Below are 19,599 nucleotides of genomic sequence, written 5' to 3' on the forward strand. Positions count from 1 at the left end.
CCGTTCTACGCCCCGCCGTGTTTCGAAGATGGGCAGGAAGTGTAACGAAGTGTTGCAGAGCGCCGGGCAGGGCATGCGGTCATCGGCGGCATCCCGTACGCGGCGCGAAAGACAGCAACAAATCAGGGTTTACGCGCCCCTCGGTCGACGCCATCATCGTGGCAACCCCACCGCTCTTGCGGAAACCTCTCCCACACAGCTCGTTTCATCATGCTTCACATCCTCGTCGTTGATGACAATCCGGAGATTCGTGATCTGCTAAGTCGCTTTTTGCGCAAGCACGATCTGAAGGTCTCCACCGCCCGCGATGGCTACGAGATGCGGGAATGCCTGCGAAACGGACCGGTTGATCTGATCGTGCTCGACCTTATGCTTCCGGGTGATGATGGGCTGAGGCTCTGCCGGGATCTGCGCGCGGACTCCGCGATCCCGGTCATCATGCTGACGGCGATGGGCGAGGAAACCGACCGCGTCGTCGGACTTGAGATGGGTGCGGACGACTATCTGACGAAGCCCTTCAGCCCGCGCGAACTGCTGGCCCGCATCAAGGCCGTGCTTCGCCGGACCGGAGCCGCTGCCGAGCACTCCGACCGGCCGAACAGCGGTGGTCGCATCATGCGTTTTGCCGGATGGACGATCGACCTCATCCGTCGCGAACTTCGTTCGCCCGAAGGTGCGCTGGTCGACCTGACCGGCGGCGAGTATGACCTGCTGGTCGCTTTCGTAGAAAATCCCAACCAGACGCTCTCTCGCGACCGGCTGTTGGACATCACGCGCAGCCGGGCTGCATCGGCGTTCGATCGCGCCATCGATGTCCAAGTCAGCCGGCTGCGCCGCAAGATCGAGAGCGACCCGGACCAGAGCATGATCAAGACGGTGCGGGGGGTCGGCTATGTCTTCACGGTTGCCGTGGAGCGGGTCTGATGCGTCTGTTTCCCGACAGCATGGCAGCCCGCACCATCGCGGTGATGGTGGCCGGTCTGACGTTGTCCCATCTCGTCAGCATGGGGGCTTACGGGATCGATTTGCTGGCGCAATCGGATCGGTCCGTCGAACAGGAGACGGTGGAACGCTTCGTCGCCGCGCGCTCGGCGATCCTCCAGGCGCCGGAAAGCGAGCGCGAGCGGGCAGCCGCTCTCTTATCGCGGCGAGCGCTCGATGTACGATGGGGGCGCTCCGCCGTGGTCGAGGAGCGGGAGCCGGAGCATCCACAACTCATCGCAATACGGGCCCGGTTGTTGGAGGTTGCCCCCGACCTGCAGGGGCAATCGCTGCGGCTTGCCTTGGCCGACGATCCCGACCATCCGGAAACGACCGGCAACATGGTGCTGATCTCGGCTCCGCTGCCGGGTGGCGAGTGGCTCAATCTGCGTTCCTCGCTCGGCGATCCAGCGATGCACACGCCGACCAACCTCCTCATTTCGACAGGGCTGATGGCACTGGCGGTCTTTGCTCTGTCTATTCTGCTGATCCGGTCCGCAACGGCCCCGTTGCGGACTATGGTCCGTGCGGCCGAGCGGCTCGGCGTCGACGTGACCGCTCCGCCGCTGCCGGAGCAAGGTCCGACCGAGGTGCGGCAAGCCGCGCACGCCTTCAATGAGATGCAGGCACGCATCAAGCGGCTCTTGTCCGACCGCACACAGATGTTCGCGGCTCTGTCCCACGATCTGCGCACCCCGCTTACGGTGCTGCGCCTGCGTGCCGAATTCGTTGAGGACGAAGAGCAGCATGACAAGATGCTGGCGGACATCGCCGAGATGGAAGAGATGATCAACGCCACACTGGTGTTTCTGCGCGACGAGGGCGTGCAGGAAGAAAGCATGATGATCGATTTGGCGGCCACCTTAGCCACGATGTGCGACACGTTGACCGATGCGGGACGCGACGTGGAGTTCTCGGGCGATCCACACGCACTCTTGTATGCCCAGCCTATGGCACTGCGCCGCGCCTTTCGGAACTTGGTCGATAACGCCATCAAATATGGCCAACGAGCACAACTTGTTCTTTTCACCGATGCGGAACGCATCGTTGTGGATATTTTCGATGAAGGACCGGGAATTCCCGAGGCGGAGCGCGAGAAGGTGTTTCAGCCCTTCTATCGGATGGAGCGGTCCCGGAACCGCGAGACCGGAGGCTTCGGGCTCGGATTGACCACCGCCCGTACAACCATTCGCGCTCACGGCGGGAACATCGTGCTCTCCGACCGGCCGGAAGGAGGCCTTCGCCTGACGGTTTCACTCCCGCGCGTCTCCGGTTGAGATGCCTCCCCAAGGGCAACCGATCGTTGGCTGGGTCCTTCTCCCGGCGGATTTGAGCCTGAAGGAATCAACTTTCTTAGCCGAAGGTCCGAAACAGGCCGGCGCGCCGTGCGTCGTCAGGTCCGGTCCAAGCGTGACATTCCGCCCCATCCTCCTTCGGACCCATACTATCTCCTCTCGTCATGCAGTACCCTGTTGTTGAATAAGCCGCATGGTCGGCTTAGGGTTATCGACGAAGGACGGAGCGGAGAAGGCTTCCCGTTCTGACATTCCGCAAAGGACGAAGGCGGTTGCCATGTGGCGTGCAACGCGGTCGTTGGTGAGGAGGGTGGTGGTGAGCCTGTTGATGCTGGCCACCCTGCTCGTCTATGCCGCGCCAAGCCACGCCAACCAGAGGCCCCACCATGCATCCCAGGCCTCTCACGAGCACGTTCATGTCGACGCCCATGGCGACGCCATCGCGTCCGTCCCGGACCACGAGCGCAAGGAAGCTCCGTGTGGGGACCTTGGCCTGCTCGACGAAGGGGCCTGCTGCAGCGTCGCTCAGTGCGTTACCATGCACGGCGGCCTCCCCGCGGTGGTGGTCGAGGCGTTCATCCCGCGCCTGAACACGTCCCAGCGTCTGCCTGCCTTGGCCACGCCGGATGGCATCGGCATCGGCCCGGCTTTCCGCCCCCCGCTCTGATCATCTAACGCCACGAGTCCGTCCGCGCCCAACCTGAGTCTCGGCTCGGCGAAGGACGCCGACTCCGGAGTCGTGCGCTTGGCTTTCGCGTCCCCGGCGCTCCCTCATGGAGTCCGTCCGGGATGGCATGAACCAGATGATCCGATGGAGGACGCCATGTCGTCTCTCACCCGCACGTTGCTCCCAGCCTTCGCACTCGCCGCCATGATGTCGGTCGCGCAGGCCCAGACCACCACCGATCAGGACCACAACGCCCATCATCCCGACGGTGCTACGGCCGCAACGCCCGGCACGCCGGGCAACGCGCCGATGATCGGACAGGGCATGGGCAGCGGCATCATCCTTCAGCCCGGCGCCCAGGCGCAGGGTGGCCAGCCCGGCATGATGGTGAACATGGACCAGATGCGCTCGATGATGGGCGGCATGATGGGTCAGCAGGACGGGCAATCTGGCATGATGGGGCCGGGCATGATGGGGCCGGGCATGATGCCGATGATGCGCCAGATGATGATGGGCCAGCATGGCGCCATGGGATTGCCCTTCGAGCACGTCGAAGGCCGCATCGCCTTCCTGAAGGCGGAACTCAAGATCACCGAGGCCCAGGCGGGACCGTGGAGCGCCTTCGCCGACACCCTGCGCTCGAACGCCAAGGCCCATCAGGCGGTGCACGAGCAGATGACCAAGGGCGGCATGCCGTCCTCGTGGCCCGACCGCCTGGCGGCGCAGCAGACGATGCTGGGCATGCGCCTTGACGCCGTGAGGGCGCTTGAGGCGGTCGCCAAGCCCCTCTACGCCGTCCTGACCGACGACCAGAAGACGCTCGCCGACCGGTTGCTCACCGGCCCCATGGGCATGATGTGAGGAGGCGGCCATGACGAACCACGAACACACCCACCACACGCCGGAGCCGCAGGCGCGCACGCCCTGGTACCGGACCTGGACCGGACTGGCCGGGCTCGGCGCCGCCGCCCTGGGGGCTGTGTACCTGTCGCTCTTCCACGTCAACCATGTGCTCGACGCGCTTCCGCTTCTCGTTCTGCTCCTGTGCCCGCTGATGCACCTGTTCATGCACGGCGGCCACGGGCATGGCGGCCACGGCGGGAGCGGCAACGACCGATCAAACCAGGGAGGCTCGCCATGACGCACGAAGCCTCGGCCTACGGGCTGTGGGTGCTGGTCGCCCTCAACTCGGCCATCTTCATCGTCTTCGCCTTCAGCTTCGGCAAGCCGCAGTCACCGCGGGACTGGCGGTCCTTCGGGGCGTTCAGCGCCTTCATCGTGGCTCTGTTCACCGAGATGTACGGCTTTCCGCTGACCATCTACCTGCTCTCCGGCTGGCTCCAGACCCGCTACCCGGGCCTCGACATCCTGTCCCACGACGCCGGGCACCTCTGGTCGACCGTCTTCGGCCTGGAGGGCAACCCACACTTCAACGTGCTGCACATCCTCAGCAACGTCCTGATCCTCGCGGGCTTCGTCCTGCTCTCGGCGGCCTGGAAAGTGCTTCACGCGGCGCAGAAACAAGACCGGCTCGCCACGACGGGCGTGTACGCCTATGTACGGCACCCGCAATACATCGCCTTTGTCGGCATCCTGTTCGGCTTTCTGCTCCAGTGGCCAACCATCCTGACGCTCGCGATGTTCCCGCTGCTGGTCCTGATGTACGTCCGCCTGGCCCGGTCCGAGGAGCAGGAAGCGCTGCGGGTGTTCGGCGCCGAGTACGAGCGTTACGCGGCGGCCACGCCGGGTTGGTTTCCGCATTTTTCAAGACATGGGCCAGGCCGCCCCCCTGTTGGAGGGCCCTCCGGTGCCTGAGTCCGCGCCCAAGCGTAGGACGCGTGCGGAGCTCCTGCTGTTGGAATGGACGTCTGGGTCGAGAGACCGGCACCGAAGTAGGCCCGAGCGGAGCCCTCTTTGTCCGGCACAGTGGCTCCGAGCGCCCTTACGGGAACGCCGGCCGGGAAGCCACCGATCGACCAGCGTCCGACCCTGACCATGCTCAGTTGAACACTCCCGCCTCATGAAAGGGGCGCACCGCCCACAAAGGCGCGCGACCCGCTTTCGCAACGGGCATCTGAGATCGAGGACACCGGGACGGCGCCTTGTTGTGTTGTTCCCTGCCATCTGGCAGATGCAGATAAGGAAAACGCGATGACGTCTATTTCCAAGCAGACACGGGCACCGAAGGTACGAGGGAAAGCCCGTTTGGTATGCAAGCGAACCCTCCTCAGCGCCGTGTTCATCAGCATGCTGCTCGGCGGCGGGCTGTTGGTGGCGCCACCCTTCCTAGGCAGCGCGCCAGCTTTAGCCCAAGAGGTTGAGGTCTGGAAGACGCGCGCCTGCGACTGTTGCGAAGGCTGGGTGAAGCACATGAGGTTGGCCGGCTTCAGCATGAAGGTCCATACCGTCGACACCTTGGACACGGTCAAGACCGTAAAGGGCGTTCCGGACAGCCTCGTGTCCTGCCACACCGCGGTGGTGGACGGTTACGTCGCCGAGGGGCACGTGCCAGCCAGCGACCTTCGGCGGCTTCTGAGAGAACGTCCCCGAGTCACGGGTCTTGCCGCTCCGGGGATGCCGCAGTCGGCACCTGGCATGGACATGCCGGGACAGCCCTATGAGGTGATCGCGTTCGGCGCCTCCGGAGGCTCGATGGTCTATGCACATCATTGACCATGGGAAGGCCGCCCGGTTCCGCTGGGCGGTGGCGGGTGGAGCCGCGCTGATTGCCGGGACGGTCGGAGCCTACTTTTGGCAGCCTGGCGCATCGGCGGCTGGTGCCGATCCGCGGAACACGGCGCAGGTCGAGCAAGGGAGTGTGGTCTACGCTGAACAGTGCGCGTCGTGTCACGGAGATCGGCTGGAGGGACAGCCGGACTGGCGGAGCCGCAAGCGGGACGGCCGATTGCCGGCGCCGCCACACGACGCCTCCGGCCACACGTGGCACCATCCGGACGCCGACCTCTTCAAAATCACCAAGCAGGGCATCGCTGTGTTTGCACCTCCGGGCTACGAGAGCGACATGCCGGCCTTTGCCGGCATCCTGAGCGACGCCGACATCTGGGCTGTCCTGGCCTTCATCAAGAGCTCGTGGCCGGAAGACACGCGCCGCCGGCAAGCCGAGACGAATGACCGTGCTCAGAAATGAGATGGGGATCGGGCAACCATTATAGGGCTTGACCTTCCAATAACTGGAGAGAGGAGCCTTCAAGGGAGGCCGTACGAGACACCGTCGAGTGGCGGTCGCAACGTTGAAGGCCGCCAAGGGAGTGCTGGATATGAAAGACGCGCACCATGACCACAGCTATCACCAAGCGGGGCCTGATGGCTCTGCGAAGGTGAAGGACCCTGTTTGCGGCATGATGGTCGCTCCCGAACGCACCGTGCACCATGTCGAATATCGTGGCGAAACCTTCCACTTCTGCTCGGCGCGCTGCCGGGAAAAGTTCGTCGCGGCCCCCGAGCAGTACCTGAAGCCGGAAGCCATGCCCGCAGCGCCCGAGAAGGCAGCGCAGGCATCGCCGCAGACGGGCGTGATTTACACCTGTCCGATGCATCCAGAAATCCGCCAGGAGGGACCCGGCAACTGCCCGATCTGCGGCATGGCGCTGGAGCCGGTCGGCGCCAGCCTTGAGGAGGAGCCTCATCCCGAACTCGTCGATATGACGCGGCGGTTCTGGATCGGCTTGGTGTTGAGCGTGCCGCTGTTGGTGCTGGAGATGGGCAGCCATATCCCGGCGTTGGGCATGCATGACATGGTGCCGCCTCGGGTCTCGGTCTGGATTCAATTCCTCCTGGCGAGCCCCGTGGTGTTGTGGGCAGGCTGGCCGCTGCTGAAGCGTGGCTGGCAGTCGTTTATGGGACGACGCTTGAACATGTTCAGCTTGATCGCGCTGGGTGTCGGCGTCGCCTATCTGTTCAGCTTGGTTGCGACCTTCCTGCCCAATCTCTTCCCGTCAAGCTTCCGCGGTATGGATGGTGTGGTCGCAGTTTACTACGAAGCGGCAGCCGTCATCACGGTGCTGGTGCTGCTGGGACAAGTGCTCGAATTGCGTGCTCGGGAGCAGACCGGCGGCGCTATCCGCGCCCTGCTGAACTTGGCACCGAAGACTGCACGCCGGATTCGGGAGAACGGCGAAGATGAGGAGGTTCAACTCGACCAGGTCCAGGTCGGAGACCGGCTGCGCGTCCGGCCCGGCGATGGCGTGCCGGTCGACGGCGAGGTGATGGAGGGGCGTAGCAGCGTCGACGAGTCGATGGTCACCGGCGAAAGCATGCCGGTGGAGAAGGAACCCGGCACGAAGCTCATCGGCGGCACGGTGAACCAGACAGGCGGATTGATCATGCGGGCTGACAAGGTCGGCTCGGACACCATGCTGTCGCGGATCGTTACCATGGTGGCCGAGGCGCAGCGCTCGCGGGCACCGATCCAGCGGATGGCCGATGTGGTGTCCGGCACCTTCGTTCCGGCCGTCATCGCCGTGGCGATCCTGGCCTTCGCCGGCTGGATGATCTGGGGACCGGAGCCCGCCTTCGCCTACGCGCTGATCGCCGCCGTCTCGGTTCTCATCATCGCTTGTCCCTGCGCGCTTGGTCTGGCAACGCCGATGTCCATCATGGTGGGCGTGGGTAAGGGGGCGACCGCGGGCGTGCTCATCAAGGATGCCGCCTCGCTGGAGCGGTTCGAGAAGGTGGACACACTGGTCGTCGACAAGACCGGCACGCTGACCGAGGGCAAGCCGCGGGTGACCGCGTTGGTTCCAGCGCCGGGAGTCGACGAGGTGACTCTGCTATCGTTGGCGGCAAGTCTGGAACGCTCAAGCGAGCACCCGCTGGCCGCTGCGATCGTGGCGGCGGCCAGGGAACGAGGCCTGCCCGTGCATGAGGTCGCTGATTTCCGGTCCGTGACCGGCAAGGGCGTTCATGGTGGTGTCGGCAGTCACTTGGTTTCCTTGGGCAATGCCGCCATGATGCGGGATCAGGGCATCGCCCTTGGCGACCTGGAGGGGGACGCCGATGCACTCCGGCGAGAAGGTGCCACGGCGCTCTACGCCGCCATTGACGGGCATCCTGGCGGTATCATCGCGGTGGCGGACCCGATCAAGGTGAGCACGCCGCAGGCACTGGAAACCTTGCGGGCCGATGGTGTTCGCATCGTGATGCTGACCGGCGACAACCGGACCACGGCGGAGGCCGTCGCACGCCAGTTGGGCATCGACGAGATCGAGGCTGAGGTCCTTCCGGACCAGAAGCATCAGGTCGTCCGCAAGCTGAAGTCCGAAGGACGCGTGGTGGCGATGGCGGGCGACGGTGTCAATGACGCCCCGGCGCTTGCCGAAGCTGATGTGGGCGTGGCCATGGGCACCGGGACGGAAGTGGCCATTCAGAGTGCCGGGGTGACGCTCGTAAAGGGCGACTTGGCAGGCATCGCGCGGGCGCGAACCCTGAGCCGGGCAACTATGGGCAACATCCGGCAGAACCTGTTTCTGGCGTTTGTCTACAACGCGCTCGGTGTACCTGTTGCGGCGGGCGTCTTCTATCCGCTGTTCGGCTGGACGCTGAACCCGATCATCGCCGCCGCGGCAATGGCCTTGAGTTCCGTGTCGGTGATCGGAAACGCTCTTCGGCTGCGCGGACTGAAGCTGTGATCCGGTGTGTTCGTCCGTCATGCGGCGACCTCGCTCCAGGGCTTCTTAAGGGGAGGCCCTGGTGAGCCGTCGAAGCTTTAAGATCCGAAAACGGAGAGATCTAAACGCAGTTCCGGTTGCCGCCGGGGCTGCCCTGACCAGGAGGTTGCTCAATGTTGTCTGTTGGTCGCCGCGTCTCTTCCTGTCTGCACTCCGTCAGGCGCCTGTGTCCGCAGTCGGCCGCTCGTGGCGGTTGTTGCTCCCCTTCTCTGTTCACAGCGCTGCTGGTCATGCTGTTCGACCTGCCTTTCAAGGTCACGCGGAAGGAAAAGCCCCCCAGCCGTCTGTGATCGGCACCGGCACAGGATCAGATGCTGCTCGGCGATGGAATGGACGACCGCCTCCAGCGATGAGCCGTGGTAGGTGTTTCCGAACGTGGCGGCTTCGATGCCAGCTGCCACCTGCTGAATGCCGCGCCGGATCGAGCGAAAGTTCTTTCCACGCTCTTTGGCACTCCCCCATTCTCGCGGGGGAAGCTTACCAAACGCCTTCAATCATTGGGTGGACTGCCAACGCCCCAGCGTCCGGCCCAGGTACCACAACGCTCAAGGCGCTCCTTAACTGGGGTAAGGGGGCGATCGCCACGTAGAGGCCGACCGGGCGGGGCCGCGCGGCCGTGACAACGATCGCGCCACCGCCCGAGCTCTTGCGACCGGCCGAAAGGCCCTCAGCTTCGAGCCCCCCGAAGGTGGGGCGGGGTCCGTCCTCACTGCGGCGGCTGTTTCGACGTGGTGCCGCCTTGCGTGCCGGATTGCGCGCCGGAGGTTCCGAACTGCCCACCGTGCGCCTTCATCATCTGATCGCACTGCGCCGCCATCTTCTTCGTATCCGCGTTCATCCGCGCACGGTCCATGCCCTGGATCTGCCGGCAGTGCTCCATCATCTGGTTCATGTCCATGGTGGACATGTTGTGGCCCTGCGTGCCGCCGGATTGGCGATTCTGCGAGGTTTGGGCACTCGCCGTGGACAGAACGGCCACGGGAGCCACGAGCGCGGTCACCACGACCACGGTGCGAACGAGTTTAAGCATGTGCCTCTCCATGGTTGGGTCGTGCCCCGGTTGCCAAGGCGGATCCTCACGCCTCGAAATCGCGTACGACGTTGCCGCCGCTGTCAGGCCCCACAAGGAAGGCGTCCGCGCCCGAGTCCTCGACCAAAGCGTCGTTGCCCATGCCGCCGTCGAGCATGCCGTGACCTGCTCCCTCGTCGAGATAGTCGTCGCCGCCGCCCATGAGCTCGTCCATTGCCCCACCGCCGAGCAGGGTGTCCTAGCCAGTGCCCCCGTCGAGGCGATTCATGCCCACGCCGCCGTCCAAGCGGTCGTCACCGGCGTCGCCGTTCAGCTCGTCGTCGTCGCCGTAGCCAATGTAGCGATCGTTGCCGGTGCGCCCGAAAATGTGGTCCGACGTCTCACCACCCCCGCGATCGTCGTCCCCCAAGCCGAAATCGAACCTCAACCCGTCTTTCGCCAGTTATTGCGCAGCGAGATCCCCGTTCGCAACGGTCCCATCGGCGCATGTCGACGTCGCTTCTTCCGGCACGCTCTCCTCCGTTTTTAACCAGGGTGGATGGGAGCGCCACAAGGCGCACACGGGGTCGCACCCACAACGCCCCTAAACAGGCGCCGTGCGGTGCGCGTTGCCAACCGACGATCATTTGTAACGTTTCGTAACAAACACGCCTTGCCACCCCATCGGCGGGCTTCGGCCGCAGCCACCTCCAGGTTTGCCGAGAAATGGAGCGGCACAACCCGCGACACGGTGCGTTGGCTTCCGGAGTCTCATCCTTCAGATCGCGTGCGGATCGCCATGTTCAGGCGTAGAATCCTGGTTGTACCAACCGTCGCGAACGAACCCACCCGTGCTCGAGGGTGCCCTCGCATGAGGCTCACGCTCATCGTTTCGACCGTTCTTGGCGCCCTCATCGTCGTGTTCGGACCGGCGGTGGCCATTGAGGGTGGACGTCCCGCGCCGAAAGGGTCCCCCGTCGCGAACAGCGTCGTTGCGGTTTACAATGCTGCAATGGACACGCTGTGCACGGGCGTGGTGGTCACACGAACCGCCGTCATGACCGCGGCTCATTGCGCCACTGCGGACGAGGCCGTCACCGTCATTTTTCAGACCGACACCAAAAATCGCATGGAAGAAGGCGCGGCCATCGCCGCTCATGTCGTTGCGGCACCCGTTTGGCACGAGCGCAAGAACACGCAGATTGATCGCGGCGATGTTGCCCTTGCGCTCCTGGACCGCCCGGTACCCCCGACATACGCTCCCGTCGTTCTGTTGGACGTGGATGCCGTCGATCGCGCCAGACACACCACGCTGCGGCACACGGCCAGGGGAACCCTCGCTGGGTATGGCAATAAAAGTTGGTCCCGGACGCTCGGCGCAGGGCACCTTCGCGTCCTTTCTCTGGACGAGCCGGTATGGGCGTGGGGAACATCTGAGTTTCTCGTTGAAACGGTGCATGGAAGTGTGTGTGAGGGAGACTCCGGAGGCCCCTTGTTCCTAAGCGTGTCGTCGGATGTCACCGGGATTCTTGCCATTGTCAGCCGCAGTCTGTTGAATTACGGCGACCGTTTGTGTTTCCACCGCGTTGGGCTGACCGCCGTAGCGCCCTTCCGAACGTGGATTGATGGAGTCCTGACAGCCCACCGATCGGAGCCGGCGCTGTGGTGGCAAGGGTCACGTCCCTGAACGTGGTGTAGGAATTGGGTGATCTTGCCCCCGAACATCACCGCGTTGTCGATCAGGTTTGTGAAGGCGCGCTTGAGAGCAAACGGGCGGCCACGCAGCGTCACGTCGGTCGGATCGTCGTAGGTTACCGGCCACCCCGCGTCGGCCAGATCTTTGCAGATGGTTTCCAGCAGCGCGCCAAAGTGCAGAACCTTCGCCTCCTCGCGACCGCTGTCGTCGCGAAGGAAGGACAGGGTTGCGGACACCATCGCTTCCATCTCATCCAGCTGGGCAAGGATCCGGTCGCAAGCGTGTTAGGGAAGGCTGTCGGCACGGGTTCGTCATGGTACGGGCTGAGCGCTTAGGCACTGCATTGTCCAGCTCTTATTGAGGAAGAGAACATGCTGAAGCTGAAGGTCACCGGTATGACCTGTGCCGGGTGCGCCAAGTCTGTTTCCCGCGCCGTCGAGCGGGTTCCCGCCGTTGAACGGGCGTTGGTCGACCTGCAATCCGGCGAGGTGACAGTTGAAGGCAACGCCGAGGAAACCGCAGTGCGGCGCGCGATTGAGGACGCTGGGTTTGGCGCCCACACGGCCACCTGATCGCATCCGCTGTCCATCGGACGCGCCGCACCAACCACTCGGCACGAGCACCGAGATGGGTGCGGCGTGAGCGTAACATCATCATTCTTCCCCGCCACGAACGTACTCTGAACAGCCATCGAAGAAAAATCTTTACCTTCCAGTGGCTGGAAGCATCACGATGAATCCAGCGCTAATCAGGGAGGCAGGGATGTCGGAACTCAAGATCGATGTGATAACCTGTGGTTACGGCGCTCGAGCTGTCACCAAGGCTGTCGAGACGGTGTCAAGGGACGAACGCGCTCTTGTAAACGTGACAGCCGGCGGCGTGCGCGGTGACGGCGGTGTCGATGCAATCACCGTCCGTCGGGCGGCCAAGGACACCAACAAGCACGACCTTCGCGAGACGGCGTAAAACTGCCGCAACCGAAACGTCCCGAGCACCGTCGCGCATCCAAGGTCTCCAACTCTTGGGTGGCCACGACGAGCATTGGGGTGCCATTCTTATGGCATCCTCAGCTGAACCTCTGCGTTTTCGTCAGGCACTTGCGCTCTCAGTGTCAGCGCAGCTATGTTGAAACAACACGGGCACGGTCCGCGGACATGGGTTCAACGGCAGGCATGCGTCTCACTCGTCTCTTGACGGCAGTGTTGTTCGGCGTCCTCCTCGTCGGCTGGGGAGCCTTCGCCATGCCCAACGTCGCGGTCGCCGCTATGCCACACCAAGCGATGGCGATGGGCGCCGAAGCTACGGTCGACTGTGACCAGCAGGCTGAACACCGCGAACATCAGGATCACGGCACGGACCATTCCAAACTCACCCACGACGGGTGCTGCGCGATGGCCTGCGGCATGTCCGCCTTGGCGCCAACCCAACTGCAGATGATTCCCATCGAGTGGACAACCGCCGGCCTTCTATTCGGCGACGATACGCTTCGCGACCGGACCGTTTCTCCCTTGCGCCGTCCGCCCAGACCGGCTGCCTAAGGCCACACTGCGTAAGCAACGCGGAGTGAGGCTTACTGCGCTCGTCCTATCGGCGGAACGAGCCCACCCCAGCGTCGAACCAGATCACGGTTTCTGAACGGGAACGATTGCCTCGCAAGCCTCAGTGGCACCTGCCACCTGGGATGCTCGCCTGGGCTCGCCGGCTTTATTCTCGTGCCCAGCCGTCGTCGGTTTGCTCGCTGACTGCCATTCCATCGCTACCAATTTCGGCGCTTCCAGTGCTGGTCGACCAACCGACACCGGCACCGGAAGGCGAACCCCTTGTGGCGACTCCGCAGTGGAATCGTCACCAGATGAAGGACACCCAAAATGCGCCTGAACAACCGGACCCTGTGCACCGCCGCCGCGCTGATGATCGGTGCCAGCCTCCTCGCTGCTCCGGCTGCGACTTTCGCCGCCCCCGGCGGGGCCGGACACAAGCATGACACCGCCGCCATTGGCGAGCCTGCCAAGGCGACCGCCAAAACGCGGACCGTCCAGATCACAATGGGCGACAACTACTACGAGCCGAACACCGTCCAGGTGAAGGCGGGCGAAACGGTCCGCTTCATCGTCACGAACAAGGGCGAATTCCTGCACGAGTTCAACATCGGCACCGCCGCTATGCACGCCGCCCACCAGAAGGAGATGGCGATGATGATGGAGCACGGGATGCTCACCCCGACCGGTATAAACAAGGAGATGGCCAACATGGACCATTCCAAGATGCCGAGCATGGAAGGGACATCCATGAAGCATGACGACCCGAACAGCGTCCTCGTCGAGCCCGGCAAGACCAAGGATCTCACCTGGAAGTTCACGAAGAACGCCGTCCTTGAGTTCGCTTGCAACATACCCGGCCACTACGAGTCCGGGATGGTCGGCAAGGTCGACATGCAGCGCTGAGGGAGGACCACATGCACATTGCACCTCGCGGCCTCTCCCGCCGGGATGCCCTGAAGCTCGCCGGAGCGGCGGGCTTGGCGGGCATCGTCACGGCCTATCCTGGGCGCCATGTCTTCGCGGCCTCCGGCCCGCCCCTCGAATTGGCGGTCGAGCGAACCCGCATCACCATCGACGGGGAGACCAGCAACGCCATTGCCATCGGCGGTTCGATTCCGGCACCAACGCTCCGATGGCGCGAAGGGGAGGAGGTGGTCATTCATGTGACCAACCGGCTGAACGAGCCTACCTCGATCCACTGGCACGGCCTGCTGCTTCAGGGCGTCATGGACGGGGCGCCGGGCTTCAACGGCTACCAGCCGATCATGCCGGGACAGACCTACACCTACCGCTTCAAGCTCCGGCAGGCAGGGACCTACTGGTACCACAGCCATTCCGCCTCGCAGGAGCAGGAGGGCATGTACGGCGCCATCGTGATCGAGCCCGCTGATCGCGACCCGGTGCGGGCCGATCGCGACTACGTCGTCCTGCTCTCCGACCACACTCCCGAAGCACCGGAGGCGGTGCTGCGCAAGCTCAAGGTCAGCGAAGGGTACTACAACAACAATAAGCGAACCCTAGTGGACCTCTTTCGGGACGCCAGCCGCGATGGCTTTGGAGCTACCATGCGCGACCGGCTCGAATGGGGCGAGATGCGGATGGACGCGACCGATCTCGCCGACGTGACCGGCTACCGGTTCCTCGTCAACGGTAAGGGGCCACGGGACAATTGGACGGCGCTCCACAAGCCAGGCGAGCGCGTGCGGTTGCGGATCATCAACGGCTCCGCGATGACAATCTTCGACGTCCGTATTCCCGGTCTCCCGATGACGGTCGTGGCCGCTGATGGGCAGAACGTGGTGCCGGTGAAGGTCGACGAGTTCCGCTTCGGCGTCGGCGAGACCTATGACGTCATCGTCATGCCCACAGAGGACAAGCCCTTTACCTTCTTCGCCGAGCCGATCGACCGCACGGGCTTCGCCCGGGCCACGATTGCGACCAGCCAGGGCGTGGAGGGCGAGATCCCGGAGCGGCGCCCGCGTGCCGTCTTGACGATGGCCGACATGGGGATGTCGCATGGCGGCATGGACCATGGCTCGATGGCTGGCATGGACCGTGGGGCGATGAAGGGCATGGATCACAGCAGCATGCCCGGCATGGACCATGGAACGATGAAGGGCATGGACCACAGCAGCATGCCCGGCATGGACCATGGAACGATGAAGGGCATGGACCACAGCAGCATGCCCGGCATGGACCATGGAACGATGAAGGGCATGGATCACAGCAGCATGCCCGGCATGGACCATGGGGCGATGAAGGGCATGGACCATGGTGCGATGGGGAGCACGGACCAGGCGACTGGATGGGCCGACGCGGGCACGCCGCCCGGCGCGAAGGCGCTGTCCTACACCGATTTGAAGTCGCTCACGAAGAGGAAGGATTTCCGCGATCCCTCGCACGAGATCGAGGTCCAGCTGAATGGTATGATGTCCCGATACATCTGGACCCTGAATGGCAAGAAGTTTGATGAGGGCGCCCCGATTCGGGTGGCCTACGGAGACCGCGTCCGCATCAAGTTCGTCAACACGACCATGATGGCTCATCCCATGCATCTGCATGGCATGTTCGTGGAGCTTGAGAACGGGCAAACGGACAGAATGCCAAAAAAGCACGTCGTCCTCGTGCCTCCTGGTCAGAGCAGCTCAGTCCAGCTGACGGCGGACGAGCCCGGCGAATGGCCGTTCCACTGCCACCTCCTCTACCACATGGCCTCCGGCATGATGACGCGGTTCATCGTCGAGCCGAGGACCGCGAGCCTCTGAGCGGGAAGCAAGACATGCGAACGACAATGACGAGCCTGGGAAGGGCTGTGCTCGTGGCCGGAACCATCGCCCTGGCGCTTTCGACGGCGGTCGCAAGGGCCGCCGAAGAGCCTCGGCCCGACCACCAGTCCGAACGGTTTCATGAGGAGCCGTCGATCATCGGGACCTTCCTGGTCGACCGTCTGGAGCACCGCTGGCGGGACGGTGAGAACTCGGTAGATTGGGAGGCACAGGGCTGGATTGGCGGTGACACCAACAAGCTCTGGTTCAATTCCAAGGGCAGCAAAGTGGTCGACGGGAAGCTGGAAAAAGCCGAGTTCCAGCTTCTCTACAGCCGCATGGTTTCGGAGTTCTGGGATGCACAGATCGGCGTGCGGCACGACGTGCGACCCGAGCCGCAGACGACCTATGGCGTACTCGGGTTTCAGGGGGTGGCACCGTACTTTTTCGACGTGACCGCCCAGCTGTTCGTCAGTGAGGACGGTGACCTCAGCGCCCGCCTGGAAGCAGAGTACGATCTGCTCATCACGCAGAAGCTCATCCTCCAACCGGTGGCTGAGGTGAATGCCTCGGCTCAGCGGGTCTCGGAAATCCATGTCGGCCAAGGCATCAACAATGTCGAACTCGGCTTGCGGCTGCGCTACGAGTTCGCCAAGGAGTTCGCACCCTATGTTGGTGTAACCTGGGAGCGTAAGCTGGGCGAAACCGCCAACATTGCTCGTGGTCATGGCGAGGACCCAAGCGACTTGGCCTTCGTAGCCGGTGTTCGATTCTGGTTCTAGTTTGACCGGGCCGGTCGCGCCGAGCGACCGGCTCACCCCAAAAGGGGACAGGCCATTGAGCTTGAACCGCGCGGAGTTTACCGGAGGTCAAATGGATTGATTTGCGCTGCCACGTCACGAGGACACTGATATGGGTGGATCAACGGATCCTCAGGGATCGTTGCGGCCGTTGGCCACACGGAACCAGTGCTCCGCGTGCTGACGGCAGGTTTCGGCTTCAACGGCATCACCGGATCGCTCGGCGTCGCCGGCACGGGCGAGCCATTGGATGTGCTTCTGCTGGGCGGAACCGTTGACCTTTGGGTGCGCTCGCGCGGGAGCTCCCTGCACGGCTTTCCGTTGGGTTGCTTTGCCGAACCGTGGCTGCCGACGGGCTCGGTCGCCCGCCGGATTGTCGAAAGGCATGAATGCTGTTCCTCGGGGGCAGTGGACTACGATCAGGAGCGAATGATGATTTCGGAACGCTTAATCCTGGCGTTCTTTCATCACGCTGGAAAAAGCTCGGAGAGCGTCGGTCACATCATTCATGACCTGCGGAAAGAAAGCAACGCGGCCGGCAAGCGGACCGTCGTTGATCGGCGTGGGGTGGGGAAGCGGACGCGGCACAGGGGGCGGTTTGCCGGGGTCCCTCTCGTCGGCACGGGGAGGTTCGTAGAAATGCAGGGCGAGCTGACCGTCGGGTTCGGCGGCGTAGGGAAGGCCGGGCTCAGTCCGGAGTTCCGCGCCGGGAAGGACATACTAATCGCCCTGGGCGGTCCTTTCCGTCAGCGGCATCCAAGACACCCCTTCGCCGGTTGAAGCCGCGCTCAACCTATCAGGTTTCAGCCGATCCGCTCCAGCGAATACGGCAGATTACCGGGCTTTCGAAGTGGTGGAGAACCGTTGAATATGCCGTTGCATTTTAGAATAGGGTTAGTCGACTGAAATTTGCGCGGGAGCCAGTCGTAATTGGTGCGAACTGTCGGCATAATTCTGATGCTGATTGGCGTCATTCCTATGTCATATTCTAAGATACGGAGGTTCTGAAGCCGTGTTGTGCGTCCATCATTACTGTTTATTCAAACCGGCTGTACAGGCGGCCAAACGATCGTTTTCTCACAACTGGCCTTTCTGTACAGCGCCCGCAAACGTACGCCAACAGAGAACACATCTCTTGACGGAATGTTCTCTACACGCGAACATTCGGCGGGTTGTTGCGGAGTTGATCATGCAGGTTCAGATCCTGGCGAAGGCAGTGAAGGACCTCAAAGCGCTGTCTCCGCCGGATCGCGCCCGCATTCTCGGGAAGATCGAGCAGTACGCCGCCGACCCGACGACGCAGGCCAACAACGTCAAAGCGCTGCAGGGTTCCGACCTGTTCCGGCTGCGCGTCGGCGACTATCGTGTGCTGTTCACCGTCGCCGCGGACGGAACCGTGACCGTCATGCTGGTGCATCGCGTCCGCCATCGGAGAGAGGCTTATGACTGAGACCGTCACCATTCCCCGTGCCGAGTACGACGCTCTCACCGCGCGTCTCGAAGACCTGGAGGACATCCTCACCGCCATGCAGGCGCATGGCGGTCAGCCGATGCCCCTGGAGTGGGCCAAACGCATCCTGGAAGGAGAAAGCCCGGTCCGGGTATGGCGCGAGTTTCGCGGATTGTCCTTGCGTGGTCTCGCTGGAAAGGCGGGTGTGAGCGCAGGCTACCTGTCGGAGATCGAAGCGGGCAAAAAGCCCGGTTCGGTGGAGGCTTACAAGGCGCTTGCCGAGGCCTTGGACACGTCCGTCGACTGGCTGGTCCTCTGATGGCGGCCAAACGCCCCACGGGCAGGCTGATCCGACGAGCACGTCGATGGCCCTGATCGGATACGCCCGCGTCTCCACCGAGGACCAGGCGACCTTCAGCCAGCTCGACGAGCTGAAGGCGGCCGGCTGCTCGGTAATCTTCGAGGAGAAGGCATCGGGCGCCAGCCGGGCACGCCCGGAACTCGCCAAGGCTGTCGCTCAGGTGAAGCGCGGGGACATCCTGGTCGTAGCGCGCATCGACCGGCTGGCCCGTTCGCTCTCCCACCTGCTCGACGTGATCGAGGGGCTGGAGGCGGTCGGCGCCCACTTCAAGTCGCTGCGCGACCCGATCGACACCTCCACACCGCAGGGCAAGTTCGCCCTCCAGGTGCTGGGCGCCGCGGCGGAGCTGGAACGCGCCTTAATCCGTGAGCGCACCAAGGCCGGCCTGGGGGCGGCCAAGGCTCGCGGCCGGGTCGGCGGCAATCCCGCGCTCAAGCGCCGCGATCCCGACGCCATCGCAACGCTCTCCGCCATCCGCGACCGCCGGTATGTGGCCGACCTCTTGTCGACGATGGAAGCTTGGTTGCCCAAGGTGCGGACCCTTCGGCCAGGGAACTCCTGGGAAAAGGTGGCCAAGGCGCTCGGCCGGCTTGGCTCGCCCGACCGGCCCTGGACCGCCGACCGGCTGTCGCGCGCGGTCCACCGCCTTGTCGCGGAAGGCTTGGCCGAGCCGGACCTGATCGCGCCGGCACCGCGCAAGCCGCCCAAGGACGACCTCCTGCTGGTCATCGCCGGCATCAAGGGGGCAGACCCGACCATCAGCCTGCGCGCGATCGCCGCGCGCCTGGAGGAATTGCGCATCCGCACGCCGCGCCGTGGCACGACTTGGTCGGCGTCTTCGGTCAAAGCGTTGCTTGACCGCGCCGAGCGTCAAGGCTTGATCGGAGGTTCTGACGATGGCCGTCGTTCCTCCGCGTGAATAAGTGCGAAACAATGAATGAGAAAAGACAGCGCTTTGGATGCGCTACATACTATGATATGCAGTCTACTGTGACGGCAGAGTGAGGTCGTTCGCTTCCCTTCATGTGTGAGCACTCCAAGCGATGTGCGGCAAAGTGTCGCAGTTCTGTGCTTGGAAATGTCATGTCATGACACGGGACATATAATGTCGCGGGTCCTTTGACAATCTTTCGAAACTCTAGAAAAATCCGGTCTATCGGCGGGTAGCCGGGCACGTTGCGACGTCGCGCCCCCCCTTGCGGCGACTCGCTTTGTTTGCAGAAGCCTCAGGCTTCCACAACCACAAAACCAATCCTTAACCTCTGAAGCCTGACACGCGTCCGTCGCCACGGTTCTCTTCCGACACAGTTTGCCCGATAATTTGCGCAGCCTGAGAGGGCAAGCCTG

At 63.6% G+C, this 19,599-nt stretch carries 24 protein-coding genes; 20 read left to right on the forward strand and 4 right to left on the reverse strand.

The window, feature by feature from the left end; genetic code table 11:
• Window positions 1–210 precede the first annotated feature (210 nt).
• The 9 genes from JJL56_RS27875 (at window position 211) to JJL56_RS27915 (ending at window position 8,591) form a co-directional block, all read left to right on the forward strand.
• Window positions 211–924 (forward strand): response regulator, encoded by a 714-nt coding sequence (locus JJL56_RS27875; RefSeq protein WP_200487068.1) that lies wholly within the window; start codon window positions 211–213, stop codon window positions 922–924.
• On the forward strand, window positions 924–2,258 hold the full coding sequence (locus tag JJL56_RS27880) for an ATP-binding protein (protein WP_200487069.1): 1,335 nt from the start codon (window positions 924–926) through the stop codon (window positions 2,256–2,258). Before JJL56_RS27875 ends, JJL56_RS27880 begins: the two co-directional genes overlap by 1 nt.
• 334 nt (window positions 2,259–2,592) lie before the next feature.
• On the forward strand, window positions 2,593–2,943 hold the full coding sequence (locus tag JJL56_RS27885) for a hypothetical protein (RefSeq protein ID WP_200487070.1): 351 nt from the start codon (window positions 2,593–2,595) through the stop codon (window positions 2,941–2,943).
• A 156-nt stretch (window positions 2,944–3,099) separates the two neighbouring features.
• Entirely contained in the window at window positions 3,100–3,804 is a 705-nt protein-coding gene (locus JJL56_RS27890) for a Spy/CpxP family protein refolding chaperone (protein WP_200487071.1), read from the forward strand.
• Between the two features lie 10 nt (window positions 3,805–3,814).
• Window positions 3,815–4,084, forward strand: coding sequence for a DUF2933 domain-containing protein (locus JJL56_RS27895; RefSeq protein ID WP_200487072.1), 270 nt, complete (start codon window positions 3,815–3,817; stop codon window positions 4,082–4,084).
• Window positions 4,081–4,758 (forward strand): methyltransferase family protein, encoded by a 678-nt coding sequence (locus JJL56_RS27900; protein WP_200487073.1) that lies wholly within the window; start codon window positions 4,081–4,083, stop codon window positions 4,756–4,758. The genes JJL56_RS27895 and JJL56_RS27900 overlap by 4 nt, the downstream gene beginning before the upstream one ends.
• 336 nt (window positions 4,759–5,094) lie before the next feature.
• Window positions 5,095–5,616 carry a DUF411 domain-containing protein gene (locus JJL56_RS27905; RefSeq protein WP_247891298.1) on the forward strand — a complete coding sequence of 174 codons (522 nt, stop codon included), beginning with the start codon at window positions 5,095–5,097 and terminating at the stop codon, window positions 5,614–5,616.
• Window positions 5,603–6,091 (forward strand): c-type cytochrome, encoded by a 489-nt coding sequence (locus JJL56_RS27910; protein ID WP_200487074.1) that lies wholly within the window; start codon window positions 5,603–5,605, stop codon window positions 6,089–6,091. Before JJL56_RS27905 ends, JJL56_RS27910 begins: the two co-directional genes overlap by 14 nt.
• 88 nt (window positions 6,092–6,179) lie before the next feature.
• The gene (locus tag JJL56_RS27915) at window positions 6,180–8,591 is read left to right on the forward strand and encodes a heavy metal translocating P-type ATPase (RefSeq protein WP_425599153.1); all 2,412 of its coding nucleotides are present in this window, start codon (window positions 6,180–6,182) and stop codon (window positions 8,589–8,591) included.
• 745 nt (window positions 8,592–9,336) lie between these two features.
• Here the strand turns inward: JJL56_RS27915 and JJL56_RS27920 are convergent.
• The 3 genes from JJL56_RS27920 to JJL56_RS27930 are packed head-to-tail and all read right to left on the reverse strand — an operon-like array spanning window position 9,337 to window position 10,087.
• Window positions 9,337–9,660 carry a hypothetical protein gene (locus JJL56_RS27920; RefSeq protein WP_200487075.1) on the reverse strand — a complete coding sequence of 108 codons (324 nt, stop codon included), beginning with the start codon at window positions 9,658–9,660 and terminating at the stop codon, window positions 9,337–9,339.
• 46 nt (window positions 9,661–9,706) lie between these two features.
• Window positions 9,707–9,874, reverse strand: coding sequence for a hypothetical protein (locus JJL56_RS27925; RefSeq protein WP_200487076.1), 168 nt, complete (start codon window positions 9,872–9,874; stop codon window positions 9,707–9,709).
• Window positions 9,875–9,898: 24 nt separating this feature from the next.
• Window positions 9,899–10,087 (reverse strand): hypothetical protein, encoded by a 189-nt coding sequence (locus tag JJL56_RS27930; RefSeq protein ID WP_200487077.1) that lies wholly within the window; start codon window positions 10,085–10,087, stop codon window positions 9,899–9,901.
• 423 nt (window positions 10,088–10,510) lie between these two features.
• Between JJL56_RS27930 and JJL56_RS27935 the strand changes: the two genes are divergently transcribed.
• The 8 genes from JJL56_RS27935 (at window position 10,511) to JJL56_RS27970 (ending at window position 16,423) form a co-directional block, all read left to right on the forward strand.
• Entirely contained in the window at window positions 10,511–11,326 is an 816-nt protein-coding gene (locus JJL56_RS27935) for a S1 family peptidase (protein ID WP_200487078.1), read from the forward strand.
• A 14-nt stretch (window positions 11,327–11,340) separates the two neighbouring features.
• On the forward strand, window positions 11,341–11,670 hold the full coding sequence (locus JJL56_RS27940) for a hypothetical protein (protein ID WP_200487079.1): 330 nt from the start codon (window positions 11,341–11,343) through the stop codon (window positions 11,668–11,670).
• A 36-nt stretch (window positions 11,671–11,706) separates the two neighbouring features.
• A complete protein-coding gene (locus JJL56_RS27945; protein WP_200487080.1) occupies window positions 11,707–11,907 on the forward strand; it encodes a heavy-metal-associated domain-containing protein in 201 nt (66 codons plus the stop codon).
• Between the two features lie 190 nt (window positions 11,908–12,097).
• Complete coding sequence (locus tag JJL56_RS27950) at window positions 12,098–12,301, forward strand: heavy metal transporter (protein ID WP_200487081.1); 204 nt, start codon at window positions 12,098–12,100, stop codon at window positions 12,299–12,301.
• A gap of 275 nt (window positions 12,302–12,576) precedes the next feature.
• Complete coding sequence (locus JJL56_RS27955; protein WP_200487082.1) at window positions 12,577–12,873, forward strand: hypothetical protein; 297 nt, start codon at window positions 12,577–12,579, stop codon at window positions 12,871–12,873.
• Between the two features lie 330 nt (window positions 12,874–13,203).
• Window positions 13,204–13,779, forward strand: coding sequence for a cupredoxin domain-containing protein (locus JJL56_RS27960; protein ID WP_200487083.1), 576 nt, complete (start codon window positions 13,204–13,206; stop codon window positions 13,777–13,779).
• A gap of 11 nt (window positions 13,780–13,790) precedes the next feature.
• Complete coding sequence (locus JJL56_RS27965; RefSeq protein ID WP_200487084.1) at window positions 13,791–15,641, forward strand: copper resistance system multicopper oxidase; 1,851 nt, start codon at window positions 13,791–13,793, stop codon at window positions 15,639–15,641.
• Between the two features lie 53 nt (window positions 15,642–15,694).
• Window positions 15,695–16,423, forward strand: a complete 729-nt coding sequence (locus tag JJL56_RS27970; protein ID WP_200487085.1) for a copper resistance protein B — start codon at window positions 15,695–15,697, stop codon at window positions 16,421–16,423.
• Between the two features lie 150 nt (window positions 16,424–16,573).
• Here JJL56_RS27970 and JJL56_RS27975 read toward each other — a convergent pair whose 3' ends face one another.
• Window positions 16,574–16,828, reverse strand: coding sequence for a DUF4167 domain-containing protein (locus tag JJL56_RS27975; RefSeq protein ID WP_200487086.1), 255 nt, complete (start codon window positions 16,826–16,828; stop codon window positions 16,574–16,576).
• Between the two features lie 802 nt (window positions 16,829–17,630).
• On the opposite strand from JJL56_RS27975, the gene JJL56_RS27980 reads away from it, so the two are divergent.
• From JJL56_RS27980 to JJL56_RS27990, 3 genes are read left to right on the forward strand one after another with little or no spacing between them, the layout of a single operon-like run.
• Window positions 17,631–17,891 (forward strand): type II toxin-antitoxin system RelE family toxin, encoded by a 261-nt coding sequence (locus JJL56_RS27980; RefSeq protein WP_200487087.1) that lies wholly within the window; start codon window positions 17,631–17,633, stop codon window positions 17,889–17,891.
• Window positions 17,884–18,210: a helix-turn-helix domain-containing protein gene (locus tag JJL56_RS27985; protein ID WP_200487088.1), complete on the forward strand. Its 327-nt coding sequence runs from the start codon at window positions 17,884–17,886 to the stop codon at window positions 18,208–18,210. Before JJL56_RS27980 ends, JJL56_RS27985 begins: the two co-directional genes overlap by 8 nt.
• 46 nt (window positions 18,211–18,256) lie before the next feature.
• A complete protein-coding gene (locus tag JJL56_RS27990; RefSeq protein WP_200487089.1) occupies window positions 18,257–19,171 on the forward strand; it encodes a recombinase family protein in 915 nt (304 codons plus the stop codon).
• Window positions 19,172–19,599: the final 428 nt, after the last annotated feature.

Origin of the sequence: Azospirillum aestuarii (assembly GCF_016632405.1) — a bacterium.
In the GTDB taxonomy this organism is placed as follows: domain Bacteria; phylum Pseudomonadota; class Alphaproteobacteria; order Azospirillales; family Azospirillaceae; genus Azospirillum; species Azospirillum aestuarii.

What these genes read in the sequence shown, in the direction of transcription:
- JJL56_RS27875 (WP_200487068.1), top strand. Translation starts at nt 211, where the DNA reads ATGCTTCACATCCTCGTCGTTGATGACAATCCGGAGATTCGTGATCTG.
- JJL56_RS27880 (WP_200487069.1), top strand. Translation starts at nt 924, where the DNA reads ATGCGTCTGTTTCCCGACAGCATGGCAGCCCGCACCATCGCGGTGATG.
- JJL56_RS27890 (WP_200487071.1), top strand. Translation starts at nt 3,100, where the DNA reads ATGTCGTCTCTCACCCGCACGTTGCTCCCAGCCTTCGCACTCGCCGCC.
- JJL56_RS27895 (WP_200487072.1), top strand. Translation starts at nt 3,815, where the DNA reads ATGACGAACCACGAACACACCCACCACACGCCGGAGCCGCAGGCGCGC.
- JJL56_RS27900 (WP_200487073.1), top strand. Translation starts at nt 4,081, where the DNA reads ATGACGCACGAAGCCTCGGCCTACGGGCTGTGGGTGCTGGTCGCCCTC.
- JJL56_RS27905 (WP_247891298.1), top strand. Translation starts at nt 5,095, where the DNA reads ATGACGTCTATTTCCAAGCAGACACGGGCACCGAAGGTACGAGGGAAA.
- JJL56_RS27910 (WP_200487074.1), top strand. Translation starts at nt 5,603, where the DNA reads ATGCACATCATTGACCATGGGAAGGCCGCCCGGTTCCGCTGGGCGGTG.
- JJL56_RS27920 (WP_200487075.1), bottom strand. Translation starts at nt 9,660, where the DNA reads ATGCTTAAACTCGTTCGCACCGTGGTCGTGGTGACCGCGCTCGTGGCT.
- JJL56_RS27925 (WP_200487076.1), bottom strand. Translation starts at nt 9,874, where the DNA reads ATGGACGAGCTCATGGGCGGCGGCGACGACTATCTCGACGAGGGAGCA.
- JJL56_RS27935 (WP_200487078.1), top strand. Translation starts at nt 10,511, where the DNA reads ATGAGGCTCACGCTCATCGTTTCGACCGTTCTTGGCGCCCTCATCGTC.
- JJL56_RS27945 (WP_200487080.1), top strand. Translation starts at nt 11,707, where the DNA reads ATGCTGAAGCTGAAGGTCACCGGTATGACCTGTGCCGGGTGCGCCAAG.
- JJL56_RS27950 (WP_200487081.1), top strand. Translation starts at nt 12,098, where the DNA reads ATGTCGGAACTCAAGATCGATGTGATAACCTGTGGTTACGGCGCTCGA.
- JJL56_RS27955 (WP_200487082.1), top strand. Translation starts at nt 12,577, where the DNA reads ATGCCCAACGTCGCGGTCGCCGCTATGCCACACCAAGCGATGGCGATG.
- JJL56_RS27960 (WP_200487083.1), top strand. Translation starts at nt 13,204, where the DNA reads ATGCGCCTGAACAACCGGACCCTGTGCACCGCCGCCGCGCTGATGATC.
- JJL56_RS27965 (WP_200487084.1), top strand. Translation starts at nt 13,791, where the DNA reads ATGCACATTGCACCTCGCGGCCTCTCCCGCCGGGATGCCCTGAAGCTC.
- JJL56_RS27975 (WP_200487086.1), bottom strand. Translation starts at nt 16,828, where the DNA reads ATGCCTTTCGACAATCCGGCGGGCGACCGAGCCCGTCGGCAGCCACGG.
- JJL56_RS27980 (WP_200487087.1), top strand. Translation starts at nt 17,631, where the DNA reads ATGCAGGTTCAGATCCTGGCGAAGGCAGTGAAGGACCTCAAAGCGCTG.
- JJL56_RS27985 (WP_200487088.1), top strand. Translation starts at nt 17,884, where the DNA reads ATGACTGAGACCGTCACCATTCCCCGTGCCGAGTACGACGCTCTCACC.
- JJL56_RS27990 (WP_200487089.1), top strand. Translation starts at nt 18,257, where the DNA reads ATGGCCCTGATCGGATACGCCCGCGTCTCCACCGAGGACCAGGCGACC.